Source organism: Lyngbya sp. CCY1209 (assembly GCF_055795065.1).
Genome location: NZ_JAYFER010000588.1, coordinates 1 through 19085 on the forward strand (window position 1 = coordinate 1; position 19085 = coordinate 19085).

Below are 19085 nucleotides of genomic sequence, written 5' to 3' on the forward strand. Positions count from 1 at the left end.
CACAACTGTATCTACGACAAGCTAGAAGCTTGTGCTACACAACTGTATCTACGACAAGCTAGAAGCTTGTGCTACACGATGTTGAGATTTGGGAATCATGGCTTCTATTTTCGGACAAAACCGCATCGCGATCGCCTCCATTGACGTGGAGCCCGACTGGGGGGGGAGACTGCCCGCCCAGCCGGAATATTTGCGGGGCGTCCGGATGGGAATTCCGGCGATTTTTGAGATTTTGCAGAAATATGAAATCCCCGCCACCCTATTTGTGAACGGGGAAAGCGTCCCCCACATTTCCGAGGCGTTGAATTTGGCAGTATCCGCAGGGTATGAAATCGCCTCCCACGGCTTCACCCACCGCCGGATGCCGGAATTGTCGCGGGAGGAAATACGAGAAGAATTATCGAAATCGAAAGCAGTGTTAGAAACTGCCACGGGGCAAACGGTATCGGGATTTCGCGCCCCCCAGGCGAGAATTACGGACGGGCTATTTGCCGAATTGAAACGGGCGGGTTACGAGTACGATTCCTCTGTTTTTGGCGGAAAAATGCCGACCCGATTCGACAACCGGGAAGTGTCGCAACTTCCCCACATGAGAGAAGGAATTTGGGAAATTCCTGTGAATCAATTGCCGTTGATTCCCTTGCCGATGGGGCTGCTGTGGGTGGATTTATTCAACCTATCCTCAATTCAATTATTGACGCAATTTTCTCCCCTGCCATCCCTGGTACATTTATATATGCACCCCTTCGATTTTATCCCCGCCTATCCGGTGGAGGGGTTCGCTATTCCTCGGGGGGCGAAACTGTGGTATACTCGCCGTCGGGGTTCGGCGTTGCGGACGCTGGAAAAGGCGATCGCCTGGTTGCGACTCTCGGGTTATTCTTTTGTGACGGCGGGGGAATTGGTGAAATTGGAAAAATCCGGAGAAACGCCCCTCGTTAACACCCCAGTTTAAACTGCAAGAAACCATCGGGAATGATACCGCTTTCAGAACATAAAATAGCCGTCATCGGTTTGGGATACGTCGGTTTGCCCGTCGCCGTCGCCTTCGCGGAACAGTTTCCGGGGACGGTGGGATTTGACATTAATATAGACCGGGTATTAGAATTAAAACAGGGGTGCGATCGCACCGGGGAGGTGTCGCCGGAAGTCCTGAACAATTCCCCCCTGAAAGTGACGGCAAATCTGGAAGAAATCGGCGATCGCAACTTTTTCATCGTCGCCGTCCCCACCCCCGTAGACGACAACCACCAACCCAATTTGACACCCCTGATGAGGGCTTCCGAAAGTTTGGGAAAAATTATCAAACCGGGGGATATTATCGTTTACGAATCCACCGTTTATCCGGGGGTGACGGAGGAGATCTGCGGCGGAATTTTAGCCCGGGTTTCCGGGTTGAAACAGGGGGTCGATTTCAAACTGGGATATTCCCCGGAACGGATCAATCCGGGCGATCGCACCCACAGCCTCGAAAAAATCGTCAAAGTGGTGTCGGGGGAAGACGAAGCCACCCGGAAACGCATCGCCGCCGTCTACGGAAAAGTGGTGAAAGCGGGGGTGTACGAAACCCCCAGCATCAAGGTAGCCGAAGCCGCCAAAGTGATCGAAAATATTCAGCGGGATCTCAATATCGCCTTAATGAACGAATTGGCAATTATTTGCGATCGCCTCCACATTCGCACCCACGACGTCCTCGCCGCCGCCGGGACCAAATGGAATTTTCTCCCCTTCACCCCCGGACTCGTCGGGGGACACTGCATCGGCGTCGATCCCTACTACCTCACCACCAAAGCCGAACAGTTGGGATACCACCCCCAAGTTATTTTAGCCGGACGCCGCATCAACGACAGCATGGGCACCTATCTCGCCCAGCGTTTGGTTAAATTGTTAGTGGAAGCCGATCGCCCCATCTCCGGCGCCCGAGTCGCCATTTTCGGCCTCACATTCAAGGAAAATGTCCCCGATCTCCGCAACAGCCGCGTCCCCGATATCGTCGCCGAATTGAAGCAATTTGGCATCGAGCCCCTCATCCACGATCCCCTCGCCAATCCTAACCTCGCCCGCCGGGAATATGATATGACATTAATAGACTGGTCGGACTTGTGCAATTTAGATGCGATCGTCCTGGCGGTGCCCCATCAATTTTATTTGGAGATGCCACCGGAACAATTGCTGGCTGGCTTGAATATTCGGGGTGTTGTGATGGATGTCAAATCCGTTTTAGATCCGGCTTTGATGACATCCGAGGTTCACTACTGGAGTTTGTAGGAGAAAAGTTAGTGAAAATTTTAGTAACTGGTGCGGCGGGATTTATCGGTTTTCACCTGTGTCAGCGGCTGCTGGAACGGGGAGATACGGTGGTCGGAATTGACAATATCAACGATTATTACGAAGTGTCTTTGAAGGAGAACCGCCTCGCCCAACTTAAGCCCCAAGAAGCCTTTACATTTTATCAGTTGGATTTGTGCGATCGCCCCGGGATCGAAAAGCTATTTTCCGACCACCATTTTGATGCGGTCGCCAACATGGCGGCCCAGGCGGGCGTCCGCTATTCCCTCGAAAATCCCTACGCCTACGTTGACAGCAATTTGGTGGGATTTATGAACATCTTAGAATGCTGTCGCCATCACCAGATCAAACACCTGGTTTTCGCCTCCTCCAGTTCGGTTTACGGGTCTAACAAAACCGTGCCTTTTTCCGTCGAAGATTATGTCGATTATCCGGTAAGTTTGTACGCGGCGACCAAGAAAGCCAACGAACTGATGGCCCACAGCTACAGCCACCTCTACAACATCCCCGTTACCGGACTGCGATTTTTCACGGTTTACGGCCCCTGGGGTCGCCCGGATATGGCGATGTTTATCTTTACTAAAGCCATTCTGGCCGATCGGCCGATCAACATTTTCAACTACGGAGATATGAAGCGAGATTTCACCTACGTCGATGATGTGGTCGAGGGGGTGGTTCGGGTCATCGATCGCATCCCAACTGCGGGAGAAGACGGCACCGAAATTGGCGGAGTTAAAACTACCGCACCCTATAAAGTTTACAACATCGGCAATAATAAGCCGGTTGAATTGATGTATTTGATCGAAGTCCTGGAAAAATTGTTGGGGAAAAAGGCTGAAAAAAATATGCTTCCCATGCAGCCCGGAGATTTGGCGATCACCTATGCCAATGTGGATTCCCTGATCGAGGATGTCGGCTTCCAACCCAGCACCCCCATTGAAGTGGGGGTGGAACGGTTTATTTCTTGGTACAAATCCTATTATAATGTAGGGAGTAGGGAGTAGGGAATAGGGAGTAGAAAAGAAAAAAGTTGGAATGTGAGGAGGGCAGGCGCGGAGGCACTGCCCCTACAGGTGGGATGGGTTATTTTTTGAACAGCAAAAAGTAAAACCCTTCCAAAGAATTGAGGAATTGGTGCGGGGTGCGGATGCCGAAAATCCGCTTTAATAGATAAGCAGGACGCAGGTAAAATCCCCGCTTTACCTGTTGGTGAATCTCAAAAATTTCCTCGTTGGAAAGGGTCTGATTCTGCCAGATGGGTTTGCTGGCGGAAGACTCGAATACCAGTTCTTCTTCGCTGGCCCAGCCGTTGGCGAGGGCATCTTTTCGGAAGGCGGTTCCGAACCGGGGGACGGCAATATTAAAAGAGGCGAAATCTAAATCCAGCTTTTTGGCAAATTCGAGGGTTTTGAACGTGGATTCCCGCGTGTCTCCGGGGAGTCCGAGGATGAAGGTGCCGACGGTTTCGATCGCATATTTTTTACACAGGGCGATCGCTTCCAACATCTGGTTTTGTTGGGTATTTTTTTCGTACTTTTTCAACAGTTCTTCGTCCGCCGATTCGATGCCGAACATGATGGTATGGCATCCCGCCTCTTTCATCGGTTTGGCGATCGCTTCGTTGAGCACGTCAACCCGCGTGAAACAGGTCCAACTCATGTTTAAAGGCTTCAGAGCTTCGCACAGTTCTAAGGTCCGCTTTTTATTGACTCCGAAGGTCTGATCGCGGAAAAACAGTTCCCGCACTCCCAAGGATTTCAACAGTTCAATTTCGGCGACGACATCCGCCACCGGACGCAGCTTGAAACCCAAGGTGCTGATCGGGCAAAATGTACAACTGTAGGCACAGCCGAAATCGGTTAAAATTGAGGCGAATTTCCCCCGCCGTTCAAAGGGGAAGCGGTAACTGTCGATGGGGAATAAGTCCCAGCGGGGGGTGGGGATGCGGAAATTTCCGTTGCCGTGGATCTCCTCCCCGGCGACAATTTCTCCCCCGTGGCGGTAGATGATATTATTGATGACCTCCCCCGTCCCGTTTTGGAGATATGTGATAATATCGTCGGTGGAAAAATCCAGCAAAATGGCATCCAAAAATGGGTGCATTTCCAGGGCTTCGTCTTGGAATTCCCGGTAGATGTCGCCCGTCCCGATAAAGCGAGTTTCGGGAAGGGTTTGTTTGAGTTGGGTGATGAAGGGAACGTCTAAATTATAAGAAGGGGACGAGATCAGAAATAAAATCACGTCCGGGGCGATCGCTTCCACCCGCCGCCGACATTCTTCCTCAGTTAAAGATTCGGCGATCGCATCGATCACCGCCACCGGAAACGCCTCGGATAGGGTTCCACTCAAATACACCAAATCGACGGGGTGGTAGTAATAATGGGCTTTGGAAACTTTGGTACAATAGTAGTCCCGAAAGTATTTTTTATCCCCCGGCGGGTTCAGCAGCAGGACGGTTTGTTTCTCCGTCGCAGTGGACGGGGTTTCGGTTAGGGTTTGCATGACTCCTCACAAGGGCGATCGCACAGCAATTCAGGGATATCATAGCGACTGACCGGCAATTTTTGCTACGGGTAAAGGTAACTACCGATACAGACGCGATCAATCCAACTGCATAATAATATACCCAAGTTCGCCATAGGACCCGTTCAGCCGTGCTTTTTAGCCGAATACCCAAAACATCTAATTTCCCATGTCCCAAAGACGCTTATTTCCCCTAATGCTACGGGGTTTTGCCGCCTTTTGCTTGGCGATCGCGGTCAGTTGTGCCCAACAACAACCCGCCCCCGAGTCCGAAGCGACCACCCTGTTAATTTCCGCCGCCGCCAGCGTCACCGACGCGATGGAAGAGGTGGCAACGCTCTATCCCGAACAACAGCCAAACACCACGATTCAACACAACTTCGGTTCTTCCGGGGCGCTGCAACAACAAATTGAACAAGGGGCACCAGCCGACATTTTTCTTTCAGCAGCTCAACGGCAGATGGATGCCTTGGAAGAACAAGATTTTATCCGTCCAGAAACCCGAAAGAACTTGTTGCAAAATACCATTGTTTTAATCGTACCCCAAGATAGCGAAACTGTCAACAGCTTTTCCGACCTGACCTCCGGAAACCTCCGTCGCATTGCCGTGGGAGAATTTGCATCGGTTCCCGCCGGACAGTACGCCGAAGAAGTGCTGACCAATTTGGGCATTTTGGAAGACATTCGGGATAAATTGGTATTCGGAAATAACGTCCGCCAGGTGCTTTCCTTTGTCGAGGCAGGGAACGCCGACGCGGGGTTGGTTTACGCCACGGATGCCGCCTTGAGCGATCGCATCAGAATCGTAGAAAATGCCCCCGCCAATAGCCACTCCCCCATCGTCTACCCCATCGCCGTCGTCCAAGATAGCGAAAATCCGGAAGCCGCCCAAAGTTACCTCGAATTTCTATCCGGAGAAACGGCAAAGTCCGTGTTTGAAAAATACGGATTTAAAATGGCAACTTGAAGCCAAATTTTGACCCCTCAACCACGAGTCCAATGGTTTTCATTCCCGAACAACTCATCGATCGCCTGATTCAAGAAGATGTCCCCTACTTCGACCTCACCACCCACGCCCTCAACTTTGGCGAAAAACCGGCGGAAATTCGCTACGCGACCCGCCATCAAACCCGCCTCGCCTGCGTGGAAGAAGCCGCCGCGATGTTGACGAAAGTGGGGGCGGAAATTACCTTAAAAGTTGATAGCGGTCAAACCCTCGAAACCGGAACTCCCATCTTAATTGCCACCGGAAAAGCCGGGGCTTTGCACGCTGTCTGGAAAGCCTCCCAAAACCTGCTGGAATACGCCTGCGGTGTGGCGACAAAAACCCATCGTTTGGTTCAACTCGCCCGGGAAGTCAACCCCCAGGTGATGCTGTACACCACCCGCAAATCCATCCCCGGAACCAAAGCGATCGCCGTCCGGGCCATTCTCGCCGGGTCAGCCTATCCCCACCGTTTGGGGCTCTCGGAAAGTATCCTGATTTTTGAACAGCATCTCAACTTTATCGGCGGCCTCGAAGGATTGATTCAAAAACTGCCAATTCTCAAACCTCAGATGTTGGAAAAAAAGATCGTCGTCGAAGTGTCGGAAGCCGAAGATGCGATCGCCCTGGCGGAGGCCGGAATCGACGAAATTCAATTCGACAAAGTGTCCGCCGCCGACTTATCCCAAATCATCCCCAAACTCAAATCCATCCATCCCGGAATGTCCCTACTGGCGGCGGGGGGAATCGACGAAGCCAACATCGCCGAATATGCCGCCACCGGCATTAACGGCATCGTCTCCACTTCCCCCTACTACGCCAAACCCGCCAACATCGACGTCAAAATTTTGCCCATTTGATCGGTCTGTTATCTAGGCTACAAACTTTCCCACAGTTTTGTGGGAAAAATAGAAAAATATAAAACCCAAAACAGTTTAAAATCGGCGTTTAATAACTGTCTGTATTTGCCCGACTGATGATGACAGGTAATTGATCATGCCAGCCGACCTCTCGCCCCTGTGGATTTCCTTAAAAATTGCCACGATCGCCACAGGTTTTACATTTTTATTGGGGATAATCGCCGCCTACAAACTCCAGGGTTATCGCGGACGCGGGAAATCCCTGATCGACGGAATCTTCATTTCTCCCCTGATTTTGCCCCCCACCGTCGTGGGATTTATTCTCCTGCAAATTTTCGGCCGGCGGGGACTGCTAGGTCCCCTGTTGGATCTGTTGAAAATCGACATCGTTTTTACCTGGTACGCGGGCATCATCGCCGCCACTGTGGTGACATTTCCGCTGATGTACAAAACCGCCTCCGGGGCCTTTGAACAGATCGATGCTAACCTGTTGAGTTCGGCGAGAATTTTGGGGGCTTCGGAACTGTCAATTTTTTGGCGGGTCGCCCTTCCCCTGGCGTTTCCGGGCATTATTTCTGGGGCGACATTAGCCTTCGCTCGAGGACTCGGAGAATTCGGGGCGACGCTGATGCTGGCGGGCAACATTCCCGGCGTCACCGAAACCATTCCATTGGCGATTTATTCTGCGGTGGAAGCCGGAAAAATGGGGGAAGCGTGGGTTTGGTCGGGGGGGATTTTATCAATTTCCCTGTCGGCGATTACGGCGGTGAACCTGTGGACGGGGCGGCGTCGATCGCGTCAAGAAAAACCCCAAAAAATTCCCAAAATTAAAACCCAACTGGACTTGATGATCTCCGACTATCCGGCGATCGCATCCGGGTTGCAGGTGAATATTTACAAGGAACTCTCCGGCTTTTCCCTGCAAGCCAAATTGGACGGATATTGCGAACAACCGCTGGCAATTTTGGGGGCGTCCGGAACCGGAAAAAGCATGATTTTGCGGTGTATCGCCGGCATGGAAACCCCCACCTCCGGACGCATCGTTTTAAACGGCCGGGTGCTGTTCGACTCCGAACGGGGTATCGACCTCCCCAGCCGCGATCGCCGCGTGGGTTTTCTGTTTCAAAATTACGCCCTCTTTCCCCATCTAACAATTGCCCAAAATATCGCCTTTGGCTTGCCTCGGGGACTCTCTTCTCGTCAAATTAAGCAACGAGTCGAACAGCAGTTGATCCGCGTCCGACTGCCCGGAATGGGCGATCGCTACCCCCACCAACTCTCCGGCGGACAACAGCAGCGAATTGCCCTCGCCCGGGCTTTAGCCGGAGAACCGGAAATCCTGCTATTAGACGAGCCCTTTTCCGCCCTCGACAGCCACCTCCGATATCAGATGGAACGGGAATTAATCCAAATTCTCGACACCTATTCCGGCGTCACCTTATTTGTCACCCACAACCGTTCCGAAGCCTATCGAATTTGTCCCCGATTATTAATTATGGATCGGGGCCGAGTCGCCGCCTACGGGGCCACCCGAGATCTATTCGACACCCCCCCCACTTTAGTCGCCGCCCAACTCACCGGATGCAAGAATTTTTCCCGGGCGATCGCCATTTCCGAACGGGCGATCGAAGCCCCCGACTGGGGCTGTCAATTGCAATTCTCAAACCCCCTGCCCCAAAAATTAACCCACATCGGAATCCGGGCGTATCAAGTGGGGGAAAGCCTGAATTTATGGCCAGAAAGCGACCATCCCCATGCCGAAAACACCTTTTCCTGTTGGGTCGTCTCCACGATCCAATCCCCCAAACACATCGCCCTCTACCTCAAGTTAAATCATCCCCCCAGTCATCCCGAAGATTATCAGCTACAGGCCGATATTTCCCACGAAAAATGGCAGGAAATGAACGGGCAACCCTTCCCCTGGAAAATTCAGTTAAATCCCGAAAAAATCATGTTGCTTTTGCCCAAAGATTATGATAGCATAAATTCGCCAAAATTCGAGAATAATTTCAGTCCAAAATCCAACTCTATGCTGTGAGGAAAATGCCATGAAATTGAGCGCCAGAAACACCATCAAAGGAACCGTTAAAAAACTCGTTGTCGGCGCAGTCAACGCCGAAGTCACCCTAGAAGTCGCCCCCGGCGTCGAGGTCGTTTCCATTATCTCGAAAGCCTCGGCGGAGAGTTTGGGACTCTCCGAAGGTTCGGAAGCCTACGCGGTGATCAAAGCCAGCAACGTCATGTTGGCCGTCGAATAGCCACTCCGCAAACTGTTAAATCCCCCATCTTCAATGATCGGTCGATGGGGGTCTGCTAGAATATCACTTGAGGTTGTGTCCGGTTGAGAATCAAAGTTGTTAGAATTGAGTCACCTTGAAAAATTCGCATCTTCCATGTCGTCAGGTGTCGGATCAATTGGATTGAGGGACTCTAAATCAATATGATTAAAAAAGCAACTTTGCTGGAAGCCATCGCCGGAAAAAATCGGGGTTTGCTGGCCAGTCCGGCCGAAAAAACGGCAATTTTGTCCGCGATCGCCCAATTGGAAGATTACAATCCGACGCCGCGGCCGGTGGAGGCGGCGGAACTGTTGGACGGAAACTGGCGCCTCCTCTACACCAGCAGCGACGAACTGTTGGGAATCGATCGCGTCCCAGTCTACAACTTGGGGCAGGTTTACCAATGTATCCGCGCCAAGGAAGGCAAAATCTACAACATCGCCGAAGTGACCGGCATCCCCTATTTGGAGGGAATGGTCAGTGTCGTCGCCCGGTTTGAAGCCGTCTCCGAGCGCCGGGTGCAGGTGAAATTCAACCGCTTCGTGGTGGGTTTGCAGCGCCTGATCGGATATCAATCCCCCAACCAATTAATCGACGCGATCGCATCGGGTCAAAAATTCCTGGCGGTGGATTTCAGCATCGCCGAACGGGACCAGCAGGGGTGGCTCGAAACCACCTATCTGGACGAAGATATGCGGATCGGGCGGGGCAATGTGGGCAGTGTATTTGTCTTAACTAAAGTAGCTTAAATTCTGGATTAAAAAACAGTTAGAAAAGGAGAATCATTCGATGGTTCATCAGGAGGCGATCGCCCGGTCCACGAAAGGCAACGGTCATCTGCAAGACATCACCGACCCAACTATGGGGAGTCGGGAGTCGGAAACTGATTCTCACTATTGCCTTTTGCCTGTTGCCTATTGCCTGATCAATCAAAAACCGGGTTTCTCGTCCGCGAAGCGGTTGAAACCCGGTTCTCCTCCGACCCGTCAAGCTGTCAATGTTTTCGATGGATTAGTTGACGAAAACTTCGCCCTCTTCGTTAATCCAAATCGCCCGTTCGTCGCCCTCCAATTCGTCCGTGGGATTGACCATAATCTGCACTTTTGAAGGGTCGTCAGTTTCTTCGGCGATCGCGGACAACAAACCGCCATCTTTCCGATAGATATTGAGGGTGGTTGGGGGTTCGACAGAGGTCAACATCACCGCCTCGGAAGGTCGTAAACGTCTCGCTTGTGTATCTCCCACCAACTGATAGGTGATCGGGGCATCCATCGTATTGATTAACTCGATGCTGACTTCGCCGTTTTCCGGTTGCAAATCGGCCGATAAAAATTGATAGCGACTGGCTAGATCGTGCATGGGGACATCGGTCGCCCCGTTCCCCCCGATCCATGGGGGCCTCGCCTCGACTCCCATCGGAGAAAAGGCTAACATGGCGGCGAAAATCCCGCCCGACAGGATGGCGAAGGGCTGCCAAACTTTCGATCGCAAATTCATAATTATCTCCCGCTGCTAACGTCTTGAATGTCAATTCAATTTAAAAATCTTCTAGTTTTAAGTTAGCAATTGCCGAGTCAAAATCCATCGTCCTTTCGAGATAATGTCGCAGAAAATTTTTGACCTCAACCGCCCGGGGTTCCTCCGAAAGTCTCAGAAAACAGGGGTTCGACTGCTGCGGATGCAGTTTTAAAAATGCCGATAACCGATGTTTTTTCGACTTTGATTTGCGAAAAATCCGATCAGTCTACAATTTTGACGATATCTCCCTTCGCGACCGTGCCACCTTCGATGATCGTGGCGATCACTCCAGTTTGGGCCTGTCCGAACCCTTCGGAAAGCTTGGAGAGGAGGGGAAAATCGCGATCGCCGCTGTCGGGGTTGACATCGATATTGAGACAGCGCCCGATGCGGGCCGTCACCTGCACCAGGGCCGGACCCAACCGGAGGCGACCCCCCACCCAGTCGAACTCCGCCCACGGATCGGCGCCATCGACGATAAAATTGGGGCGGAACCGCCGCGGGTCCATCGCCCCGAGTCCCACTTGGCGGGCGATATCGTCGAGGGTGGCTTGGGAGATGATGGAAATTTGGCCGCGATCGCGGTCTTGGTAGCGGGTTTCTCCCGTCGGCGTCCCCACCAGGCGCACCGGGGAGACGTGGGGGTGCCGCGCCGAAGGACTCGGCGTCAGGGTTTGCAGGTATTCAGTGAAAAAATCGCCCACGCGATCGCGCCCCTCCGAAGTCCCCACATCCGCCACCAGGACGGATTCCCCATTTCGTTTGATTTCCAGGGTGTGGCGAGTCCCATCGTAGGAACAATCCAGGGCGGCTAATTTTCCCCAGTCATTTTGGACGGCGAAATGCTTTTTAGAAAGCCAGGGCGTTCGGGGTTTCGGGGTTCCCGTGTCGGCGAACATGAGGGCGAAGGCGCGATCGCCCCGGATGCCAAAATTTTCCAGCAATTCCACGCGATCGCACCGCTGCGGCGTCAGGCCTTTGACAGGGTGCACGAAGATCTCCCGAATGTCGATTTTGTCCATTGTAAAATTTTGGATATTCAGAGTTTTTTTGAGTGGGAATTGTTAGAGTTTAACTCAAATTCGAGTCCGGTTCCGCGATCGCCTTTCATCCCCCCAGTTCGGAAATCTTGACGAGTACCCGACCAAGTGCCAAGCTGGGAAAGGAGCGGATCCAAACTGATTCACACCGGACCGGTCCATCCATCCCCAAAATCCTTGAGGAGTTTTCATGCCCTACGATCGCGAAAAACAGGTCGCCCTCGATGCCGTCCTCGCCGCCGCCCGACTCTGCGAACGGGTGCGCCAAGAGATTCCCCCCGCCATCGAAAAAGGAGATAAAAGCCCCGTCACGGTGGCCGATTTCGGTTCCCAGGCGATTATCTGCAAAGCCATCTCCGAAGCCTTTCCGGACGATGCGATCGTCGGCGAGGAAGATGCTACCGTCCTGCGATCGCCGGAAATGGCCGACAATTTGGCCAAAGTCACCGATTATGTGAAAGAGATTCTCCCGGAGGCGACCCCGGAGGACGTGGCGACTTGGATCGATCGCGGCAATGGCACTGTGGGGCGGCGGTTCTGGACCCTCGACCCCATCGACGGGACGAAAGGATTTCTCCGGAAGGACCAGTACGCGATCGCTTTGGCTTTGATCGAAGATGGGGAAGTGAAACTGGGAATTATGGGTTGTCCCGCCTACCCGACTGATACTGATATCCCCGGCATGGTGTTCGTGGCGGTGCGCGGAGAAGGGGCGACGATGAAACCGATCGCGGCGGGGGAATTTGCCCCGATCCGGGTCGTGAAGGCCGACGACGCCGAAAATCTGCGCTTCGTCGAAAGCGTCGAAGCCGCCCACGGCAACCAGTCCCGCCAAAATGCGATCGCCCAGGCCGTCGGAATTACCTCCCCCTCCGTGCGGATGGACTCCCAGGCCAAATACGGGGCGGTGGCCTCCGGACAAGCGGCCCTGTACCTGCGCCTCCCCTCCCCCAAATACCCCGACTACCGGGAGAATATTTGGGACCACGCGGCGGGGGCGATCGTCGTGGAAGAGGCCGGGGGCCGCGTCACCGACATGAACGGCAAACCCCTGGATTTCGCCTCCGACAGCAAGATGCACGACAACCGCGGCGTGGTGGTCAGCAACGGCATCATTCACGACACCGTTTTGGCAGCTTTGAAAGCGTAATTTTAGAGGGGGAAAATGTCCGGTGAAAGTGGCTTTCGGTCGGATATTTAAAAAGACGGCAACCGTTTTTTTTCGCCGTTCCGCCATCGATCGCCCCCTCTGCGACAACGGCTCTCCGGTCTATTCTTTGATGTTTTGAACTCGCCGGATTTGATCACTTTCGGGGCGATTCGCGATTGATATTCATTAACATTGAATCGGAGAACCCAAATGATGATCCGTCCCATGAAAGTGCAACCTTCCCGGCGTGAAAAATCCTCGCCCCCGCGATCGCGATTCCTACTCGCCCTCCTGCTGTCCGTTTGGGGAGTCTGCCACCCCGCCCTCGCCCATCCCCTGCCCGAACCGCCGGCCGATAATCCCCCCGAAATTGTCGCTGTGGAGAGTGATGCGATCGTGAATCAAAACAATCAATTTGCCCTGGATCTTTACAACCGACTGCAGACCGAAACGGGGGGAAATCTGTTTTTCTCCCCCTACAGCCTGTCCGTCGGAATGGCGATGACCTACGCCGGGGCGAGAACCGAAACCGCCGCGGAAATCGCCCGGGTGTTTCACTTCGAGCGATCGCCCGACAGCCTCCACCCGGAATTTACCACCCTCCTAAATAACATCAAAACTCGCACGAATTCTCAACTTTGCATCGTCAATCGCCTCTGGGGACAGTCCGGCTACACCTTCCAAGAACCGTTCCTGGAAATCACCCGCACCTACTACGATGCCCCCTTAACTCCGGTCGATTTTCGGGGAAATACGGAAGCGTCTCGGCAACAAATTAATGCCTGGGTCAGCCAAGAAACACAGAATCAAATTCGCGATCTCATTCCGGCCGGAATTTTGGACGAGTGGACCCGACTCGTCCTCACCAATGCCGTCTATTTCAAAGGCGATTGGCTGTTCCCATTTCCAGAAGAACTGACGGCGGGCGATCGCTTCACCCTCCCTTCCGGAGAAGAAATTACGGTGCCGATGATGCACCATCCCAAGGTTGCGATCGGCTACTATAAACTGCCCGACTTGCAAGTTTTAGAATTGCCTTACGCGGCAGGAAACTTGTCGATGGTCGTCCTGCTTCCCGACGAAAATAGCGATTTACAACAGTTGGAAAAAAAACTCACGATCGCCCGCTTGGAAAGCTGGATCGAGGCCAGTGAATATGTCGAACTCGAAGTCTGGTTTCCCAAATTTCAACTCACTTCGTCTTTTAAGATGAAATCGACCTTGAGTTCGATGGGGATGAAATCCGCATTTACCGAAGCGGCAGACTTGTCCGGCATCAGCCCGGAAAAACCGTTTTACCTGTACGATGTCGTCCACAAAGCCTTCGTGGACGTGAATGAGAGGGGAACCGAAGCCTCCGCCGCCACGGGAGTCATTGCCGGCAGTCGCAGCGCGGTTCGCGATCGCATCCGGGTTGATCGCCCCTTCATCTTCCTGATCAGAGACTTTGAAAGCGGCACGATCCTGTTTTTGGGCGCCGTCCTCAACCCCTTGGAGAGGGAGTAGGGAGTCGGGAGTCAGCCGTCGGCAGTCGGGATTTTTAATCGCTTTCTGAAATTGGCGGGTTTCGGAGACTCGGCTCCCATCCCCCGCCATTTTGTCAAACTGGGTGGTATGATCATTAAATAACCATCTAATCAACCGTATGGCTTGGCGGACACCTTTGGGCGATCGCACCTTGGCGGGTACGGAAGCCGATCTGTTCATTGCGGCCGTCCAACTGTTGGCCGAAGATCTCTATATTTTCGGCGACAATTTTGACGAGTTGGGATCTCAAACAGGAAATCCCCTATTTGATACGGCGACAACCCATCAAAAACTTTACTTATTAAATGACTGTTTATCCGCCCTTTTAAACCGGGCGATTCCCCCTCCGCCCCTCACCCACATTTTAGAAGCTGCGGTCTACCTTCCCTTCGCCTATTTAAAAATCCGAATTGAGGCGGAAGTCGAAACGGAACTCGAAGGAAATATCGACACCGACGAACGGACCCGATATTTTTTTCGCTCCTTCGTTTGGAAAGCCTATCAAGATCATGTTTTGTCGGACTGGGAAGCCCCCGACATCGAAGAGAACTTTTGGGAAATGGAGTCCTTCGACCGCCGCTCCACCAACTTGGATTACTGGGAAATCATCGTCGAAGATTTGGTGCATCGAATTTTGGGAAAATGCGAACGCTGGAAAATTACCGCGATCGACCCCAGTCTGGCCGACGGCGCCCACGACATCAGCATCCGCCTAGGAATTACCGACGACTACCTCAGAAACCGCATCGGAATCGTCACCGACGACATGGCACGAGCCGCCTATCGGGAAATCCACCGCTGGAGCATCAACGTCCCCTGGACGAATTGACCCCCGCATTGTGCAAAAATGGACGGTGACAATTGACGAGCAAGCCAGCACGGAGTGAAAGCTGTGGAGTCCCGATATCATCCCACATCCATCGAACACAAGTGGCAAACCACCTGGGCGGAACGGGGCCTGTACCGAACCCTGACAGACCCCCAGAAGCCCAAGTTTTACGCCCTATCCATGTTTCCCTACCCCTCGGGAAGCCTGCACATGGGTCACGTCCGCAACTACACCATCACCGACGTGATCGCCCGACTCAAGCGGATGCAGGGATACCGCGTCCTGCACCCGATGGGGTGGGACGCCTTCGGGCTTCCGGCCGAAAACGCCGCCATCGATCGCGGCATCCCCCCCGCCGAGTGGACGAACCAAAACATCGCCCAAATGCGGGACCAACTGCAACGCCTCGGCTTTTCCATCGACTGGGAAGCCGAAGTCGCCACCTGTTCCCCCGACTATTACAAATGGACCCAGTGGATTTTCCTGCAATTTTTCCAAGCCGGACTCGCCTACCAAAAAGAATCCGCCGTCAACTGGGACCCCATCGACCAGACGGTATTGGCCAACGAACAGGTCGATAACGAGGGGTGTTCCTGGCGGTCTGGCGCCAAAGTGGAGCGGAAATTGCTCCGCCAGTGGTTCCTGAAAATCACCGACTACGCCGAAGAACTCCTCAACGACTTGCAAAAACTCCCCGGCTGGCCGGAACGGGTACGACTGATGCAGGAAAACTGGATCGGCAAATCCGTCGGCGCCCGTTTGGACTTCCCCGTGGCCGGACACGACGCGACAATCTCCGTCTTCACCACCCGCCCCGATACAATTTATGGGGTGACGTATGTTGTCCTCGCCCCGGAACATCCCCTGGTGGCGAAAGTCACCACCCCAGACCGGAAAGCGGACGTGGAGGCATTCATCGCAGAAGTCACCGCCGAAAGCGAGATGGAACGGACCGCCGAGGACAAGCCCAAACGTGGCGTGCCCACCGGCGGGAAGGCGATCAATCCCTTCACGGAAAAAGAAGTGCCCATCTGGATTGCCGATTATGTTCTGTACGAATACGGAACCGGGGCGGTGATGGGGGTTCCGGCCCACGATACCCGAGATTTCGCCTTCGCCACCCAGTACAGTTTGCCCATCCGGCAGGTGATCGTCCCCGACGACGCGGATAATGATAATGACCCCGACGAGGCGAAGGTTGCCTACACCGAACCGGGGATCATGGTGGAGTCCGGGCCGTTCAGCGGGGAACATTCCGCCCACGGCAAACAGGCGGTGATTGAATATGCCGAAGATGAGGGCTACGGCGAGGGGCGGATACAGTATCGGTTGCGGGACTGGCTGATTTCCCGACAGCGGTATTGGGGCTCTCCGATTCCCGTCATTCACTGTCCCGAGTGTGGGGCGGTTCCGGTGCCCGACGCCGATTTACCCGTGAAATTGCCGGAAAATGTGGAGTTCAGCGGCCGCGGGCCGTCTCCGTTGGCGAAGTTGGAGGATTGGGTGAATGTTCCCTGTCCGAGTTGCGGGACTCCGGCGAAGCGGGAGACGGACACGATGGATACTTTTATCGATTCGTCCTGGTATTTCCTCCGTTACCCCGACGCCAAAAATGAAACACAGGTATTTGACCCGGAAAAAACGAACGATTGGATGCCGGTGGATCAGTATGTGGGGGGCATCGAACACGCGATTCTGCACTTATTGTATTCTCGCTTTTTTACGAAAGTGTTGCGCGATCGCGGTTTGTTGAAGTGCGACGAACCCTTCCGGCGGCTGCTGACTCAGGGGATGGTACAGGGGTTGACTTATAAAAACCCGAAAACGGGCAAATATATCCCCGCCGGCCAGGTTAATCCCGACGACCCCAAAGATCCCGAGACGGGCGATCGCTTGGAGGTGTTTTATGAAAAAATGTCCAAATCCAAATACAACGGCGTCGATCCCCTGGTGGTGATGGAGAAATACGGGGCCGATACCGCCCGGATGTTCATCCTGTTTAAAGCCCCGCCGGAGAAGGATTTAGAATGGGACGACGCCGATGTTGAAGGACAGTTCCGCTTCCTGAATCGGGTGTGGCGGCTGGTGGCGGACTTTGCCAACCGTCAGCCTTCCGGCGGCAAAAAAGCCAAAAAAGGGAATCTCAACAAAGCCGAAAAAGACCTGCGGCGGGCAATTCACACCGCCATCAAAGAAGTGACGGAGGACCTGGAGGGGGATTACCAGTTCAATACGGCGGTGTCCGAGATGATGAAACTCAGTAACGCCCTCTCCGATGCCAAGGACCTGCGGGAGTCGCCGGTTTATGCTGAGGGAATCGAAACTCTGCTGAAGTTATTGGCGCCGTTTGCCCCCCACATCGCCGAGGAGTTGTGGCAAATGGTGGGCGGCGGGGAGTCCGTCCACGTCCAGTCCTGGCCCGAGTTGGACGAATCCGCATTGGCGGTGGATGAAATTACCCTGGTGATCCAGATTAATGGCAAAACCCGGGGGACGATTCCGGTTCCCAGCGGGGCGGACAAGCAAACCCTCGAAGATCTCGCCCGGGAATCCGAAGTCGCCCAACGCTATTTGGAGGGCAAACCAATCCGGAAAGCGATCGTCGTCCCCGGCAAATTGGTCAATTTCGTAGTGGCGTGAACCGTTTCAGTTGACTCGAAATTTCCCCCCAATTTCCGGCAGATGGGGGGATTTTCGATGGGGATTTGAGCCGAAGACGATCGCCCATAGCTATATGATTGCTATAATAGAATCTGTGCGGTGACTTGGAATCCTTTCTATTCGCCATGTGGGATCGGTGCAGAAATTTCTGACGAGCCGACTTCCCAAAAAGATGGAAAGGTTAAAATTTTGAAATCGATTCTATAGCGATCGCAGGATTTTTCCAAGCCGACAATTTGCCAACGTATCGTTTATCTGAACGGGTCAATCTATCCCCGCGTGACATCATCCCGATAACTGATATTGATTCCCCGTAGCCTGCCGAACGGTTGCCAGTCAATTCTATTAAAAACGCGACATTCTACCCCGAGCCAGTCATTTGAGGAGTTCTCCCATGAAAGCCAAAAAACTCTATCAACAAGGTTTGACAAAAGCCAAGCAAGGGAATTATCGAGGTGCTTTGAACGACCTGAATCGGGTTTTGGAAGAAAACCCCAATCACGCGATCGCCTACAACAATCGCGGGCTGTTGTATTACTACTTAAAAGACTACAAAAAAGCCATCAAAGATTTTAATAGCGCCCTGTTGATCGATGCCAAGCTGGTGGATGCTTATCTGAATCGCGGCAACGCCTGGCGGCATTTGGGGGAGTCGGAAAAGGCGCTGCGGGACTTGAAAAAAGCCCTGAAACTGAGTCCGAAGAGTGACGGAGTTTATAATAACTTGGGACTGGCGATCGCGCAAACCGGAAACAACGAAGAGGCGATCCTTCACTACAACCAAGCGATCGAAATCAACTCCCACAATCACAAAACCTATTACAATCGGGGCAGGGCTTATTATATTTTAGGGAAAAAGCAGGAGGCGATCGAAGATTTCAACCGCACCTTGAAGCTCGATCCCCACTATATCAAAGCCCACATCAATCGGGGTTTGTGCCTGCAGCAGTTGGGGCAATACGACGAGGCGATCGCCAACTACAACAGTGCCCTAAAAATCGATCCCTACAACGTCTACGCCTTCTACAATCGCGGTTGCGCCTACTACAGCCTCAAAGATGTCAAGGCGGCGATCGCGGATTTTGACCGGGCCCTGGCGATCGATCCCAGCTACATTAAAGCCTACTTAAACCGGGGTTTGGCGCGTTATAAAATCGGCGATCAAGTCGGCGCCAACAAAGACTTTTATCACGTCATGTGCGTCAACGCGGATGCCTACGTTTACTATCAGGCCCAAAGAAGCATCACCCAGGGCCAGAACTATTCCAAAGAAGCGCCGCAGGTGGAAATGAATCAGGGGGGAGAATACTTTCACACCACATTATTGAACGGAATGTGGGACGAAATCGATCTCAGCCACCGAGAATCGACCATCTGCGAAGCGGAATTTATCGACGATTGAAACGGTTTTTAGAAACCGGGTT

Annotated in this window: 16 protein-coding genes; 13 read left to right on the top strand and 3 right to left on the bottom strand. The window is 53.2% G+C overall.

Annotated elements, in window-relative coordinates; all coding sequences use genetic code 11:
- The first annotated feature begins 97 nt into the window (after window positions 1-97).
- The 3 genes from AC0QHF_RS21425 to AC0QHF_RS21435 are packed head-to-tail and all read left to right on the top strand — an operon-like array spanning window position 98 to window position 3293.
- Window positions 98-955, top strand: coding sequence for a polysaccharide deacetylase family protein (locus tag AC0QHF_RS21425; protein ID WP_324706279.1), 858 nt, complete (start codon window positions 98-100; stop codon window positions 953-955).
- Between the two features lie 20 nt (window positions 956-975).
- Window positions 976-2268: a nucleotide sugar dehydrogenase gene (locus tag AC0QHF_RS21430; protein WP_324706280.1), complete on the top strand. Its 1293-nt coding sequence runs from the start codon at window positions 976-978 to the stop codon at window positions 2266-2268.
- 11 nt (window positions 2269-2279) lie between these two features.
- A complete protein-coding gene (locus AC0QHF_RS21435) occupies window positions 2280-3293 on the top strand; it encodes an NAD-dependent epimerase (RefSeq protein ID WP_324706281.1) in 1014 nt (337 codons plus the stop codon).
- 79 nt (window positions 3294-3372) lie between these two features.
- Here the strand turns inward: AC0QHF_RS21435 and AC0QHF_RS21440 are convergent, their stop codons facing one another.
- Window positions 3373-4791 (bottom strand): B12-binding domain-containing radical SAM protein, encoded by a 1419-nt coding sequence (locus AC0QHF_RS21440; RefSeq protein WP_324706282.1) that lies wholly within the window; start codon window positions 4789-4791, stop codon window positions 3373-3375.
- 190 nt (window positions 4792-4981) lie between these two features.
- On the opposite strand from AC0QHF_RS21440, the gene modA reads away from it, so the two are divergent.
- From modA to AC0QHF_RS21465, 5 genes are all read left to right on the top strand, one after another.
- The gene (modA, locus tag AC0QHF_RS21445) at window positions 4982-5779 is read left to right on the top strand and encodes a molybdate ABC transporter substrate-binding protein (protein WP_324706283.1); all 798 of its coding nucleotides are present in this window, start codon (window positions 4982-4984) and stop codon (window positions 5777-5779) included.
- A gap of 32 nt (window positions 5780-5811) precedes the next feature.
- The gene (gene modD / locus AC0QHF_RS21450; protein ID WP_324706284.1) at window positions 5812-6657 is read left to right on the top strand and encodes a ModD protein; all 846 of its coding nucleotides are present in this window, start codon (window positions 5812-5814) and stop codon (window positions 6655-6657) included.
- Window positions 6658-6793: 136 nt separating this feature from the next.
- A complete protein-coding gene (modB, locus tag AC0QHF_RS21455; protein WP_324706285.1) occupies window positions 6794-8695 on the top strand; it encodes a molybdate ABC transporter permease subunit in 1902 nt (633 codons plus the stop codon).
- A gap of 10 nt (window positions 8696-8705) precedes the next feature.
- Window positions 8706-8915 (top strand): TOBE domain-containing protein, encoded by a 210-nt coding sequence (locus AC0QHF_RS21460; RefSeq protein WP_324706286.1) that lies wholly within the window; start codon window positions 8706-8708, stop codon window positions 8913-8915.
- A 182-nt stretch (window positions 8916-9097) separates the two neighbouring features.
- Window positions 9098-9685 carry a PAP/fibrillin family protein gene (locus tag AC0QHF_RS21465; protein ID WP_324706287.1) on the top strand — a complete coding sequence of 196 codons (588 nt, stop codon included), beginning with the start codon at window positions 9098-9100 and terminating at the stop codon, window positions 9683-9685.
- 262 nt (window positions 9686-9947) lie between these two features.
- On the opposite strand, the gene AC0QHF_RS21470 is transcribed toward AC0QHF_RS21465, so the two are convergent.
- Together AC0QHF_RS21470 and AC0QHF_RS21475 are read right to left on the bottom strand one after the other, a co-directional pair.
- On the bottom strand, window positions 9948-10433 hold the full coding sequence (locus tag AC0QHF_RS21470; protein WP_324706288.1) for a hypothetical protein: 486 nt from the start codon (window positions 10431-10433) through the stop codon (window positions 9948-9950).
- Window positions 10434-10675: 242 nt separating this feature from the next.
- The gene (locus AC0QHF_RS21475; RefSeq protein ID WP_324706322.1) at window positions 10676-11467 is read right to left on the bottom strand and encodes an MOSC domain-containing protein; all 792 of its coding nucleotides are present in this window, start codon (window positions 11465-11467) and stop codon (window positions 10676-10678) included.
- Window positions 11468-11684: 217 nt separating this feature from the next.
- Between AC0QHF_RS21475 and AC0QHF_RS21480 the strand changes: the two genes are divergently transcribed.
- The 5 genes from AC0QHF_RS21480 (at window position 11685) to AC0QHF_RS21500 (ending at window position 19063) form a co-directional block, all read left to right on the top strand.
- Window positions 11685-12644: a 3'(2'),5'-bisphosphate nucleotidase gene (locus AC0QHF_RS21480; RefSeq protein ID WP_324706289.1), complete on the top strand. Its 960-nt coding sequence runs from the start codon at window positions 11685-11687 to the stop codon at window positions 12642-12644.
- A 210-nt stretch (window positions 12645-12854) separates the two neighbouring features.
- Window positions 12855-14150: a serpin family protein gene (locus AC0QHF_RS21485; RefSeq protein WP_324706290.1), complete on the top strand. Its 1296-nt coding sequence runs from the start codon at window positions 12855-12857 to the stop codon at window positions 14148-14150.
- Between the two features lie 139 nt (window positions 14151-14289).
- Window positions 14290-15000: a hypothetical protein gene (locus AC0QHF_RS21490; protein ID WP_324706291.1), complete on the top strand. Its 711-nt coding sequence runs from the start codon at window positions 14290-14292 to the stop codon at window positions 14998-15000.
- Window positions 15001-15063: 63 nt separating this feature from the next.
- A complete protein-coding gene (leuS, locus tag AC0QHF_RS21495) occupies window positions 15064-17640 on the top strand; it encodes a leucine--tRNA ligase (protein WP_324706292.1) in 2577 nt (858 codons plus the stop codon).
- A 415-nt stretch (window positions 17641-18055) separates the two neighbouring features.
- Entirely contained in the window at window positions 18056-19063 is a 1008-nt protein-coding gene (locus AC0QHF_RS21500; protein WP_324706293.1) for a tetratricopeptide repeat protein, read from the top strand.
- Window positions 19064-19085 lie beyond the last annotated feature (22 nt).

Excerpts from the sequence above, each read along its gene's own strand:
- AC0QHF_RS21425 (WP_324706279.1), top strand. The coding sequence starts at position 98 with ATGGCTTCTATTTTCGGACAAAACCGCATCGCGATCGCCTCCATTGAC.
- AC0QHF_RS21430 (WP_324706280.1), top strand. The coding sequence starts at position 976 with ATGATACCGCTTTCAGAACATAAAATAGCCGTCATCGGTTTGGGATAC.
- AC0QHF_RS21440 (WP_324706282.1), bottom strand. The coding sequence starts at position 4,791 with ATGCAAACCCTAACCGAAACCCCGTCCACTGCGACGGAGAAACAAACC.
- modA (WP_324706283.1), top strand. The coding sequence starts at position 4,982 with ATGTCCCAAAGACGCTTATTTCCCCTAATGCTACGGGGTTTTGCCGCC.
- modD (WP_324706284.1), top strand. The coding sequence starts at position 5,812 with ATGGTTTTCATTCCCGAACAACTCATCGATCGCCTGATTCAAGAAGAT.
- modB (WP_324706285.1), top strand. The coding sequence starts at position 6,794 with ATGCCAGCCGACCTCTCGCCCCTGTGGATTTCCTTAAAAATTGCCACG.
- AC0QHF_RS21460 (WP_324706286.1), top strand. The coding sequence starts at position 8,706 with ATGAAATTGAGCGCCAGAAACACCATCAAAGGAACCGTTAAAAAACTC.
- AC0QHF_RS21465 (WP_324706287.1), top strand. The coding sequence starts at position 9,098 with ATGATTAAAAAAGCAACTTTGCTGGAAGCCATCGCCGGAAAAAATCGG.
- AC0QHF_RS21470 (WP_324706288.1), bottom strand. The coding sequence starts at position 10,433 with ATGAATTTGCGATCGAAAGTTTGGCAGCCCTTCGCCATCCTGTCGGGC.
- AC0QHF_RS21480 (WP_324706289.1), top strand. The coding sequence starts at position 11,685 with ATGCCCTACGATCGCGAAAAACAGGTCGCCCTCGATGCCGTCCTCGCC.
- AC0QHF_RS21485 (WP_324706290.1), top strand. The coding sequence starts at position 12,855 with ATGATGATCCGTCCCATGAAAGTGCAACCTTCCCGGCGTGAAAAATCC.
- AC0QHF_RS21490 (WP_324706291.1), top strand. The coding sequence starts at position 14,290 with ATGGCTTGGCGGACACCTTTGGGCGATCGCACCTTGGCGGGTACGGAA.
- AC0QHF_RS21500 (WP_324706293.1), top strand. The coding sequence starts at position 18,056 with ATGAAAGCCAAAAAACTCTATCAACAAGGTTTGACAAAAGCCAAGCAA.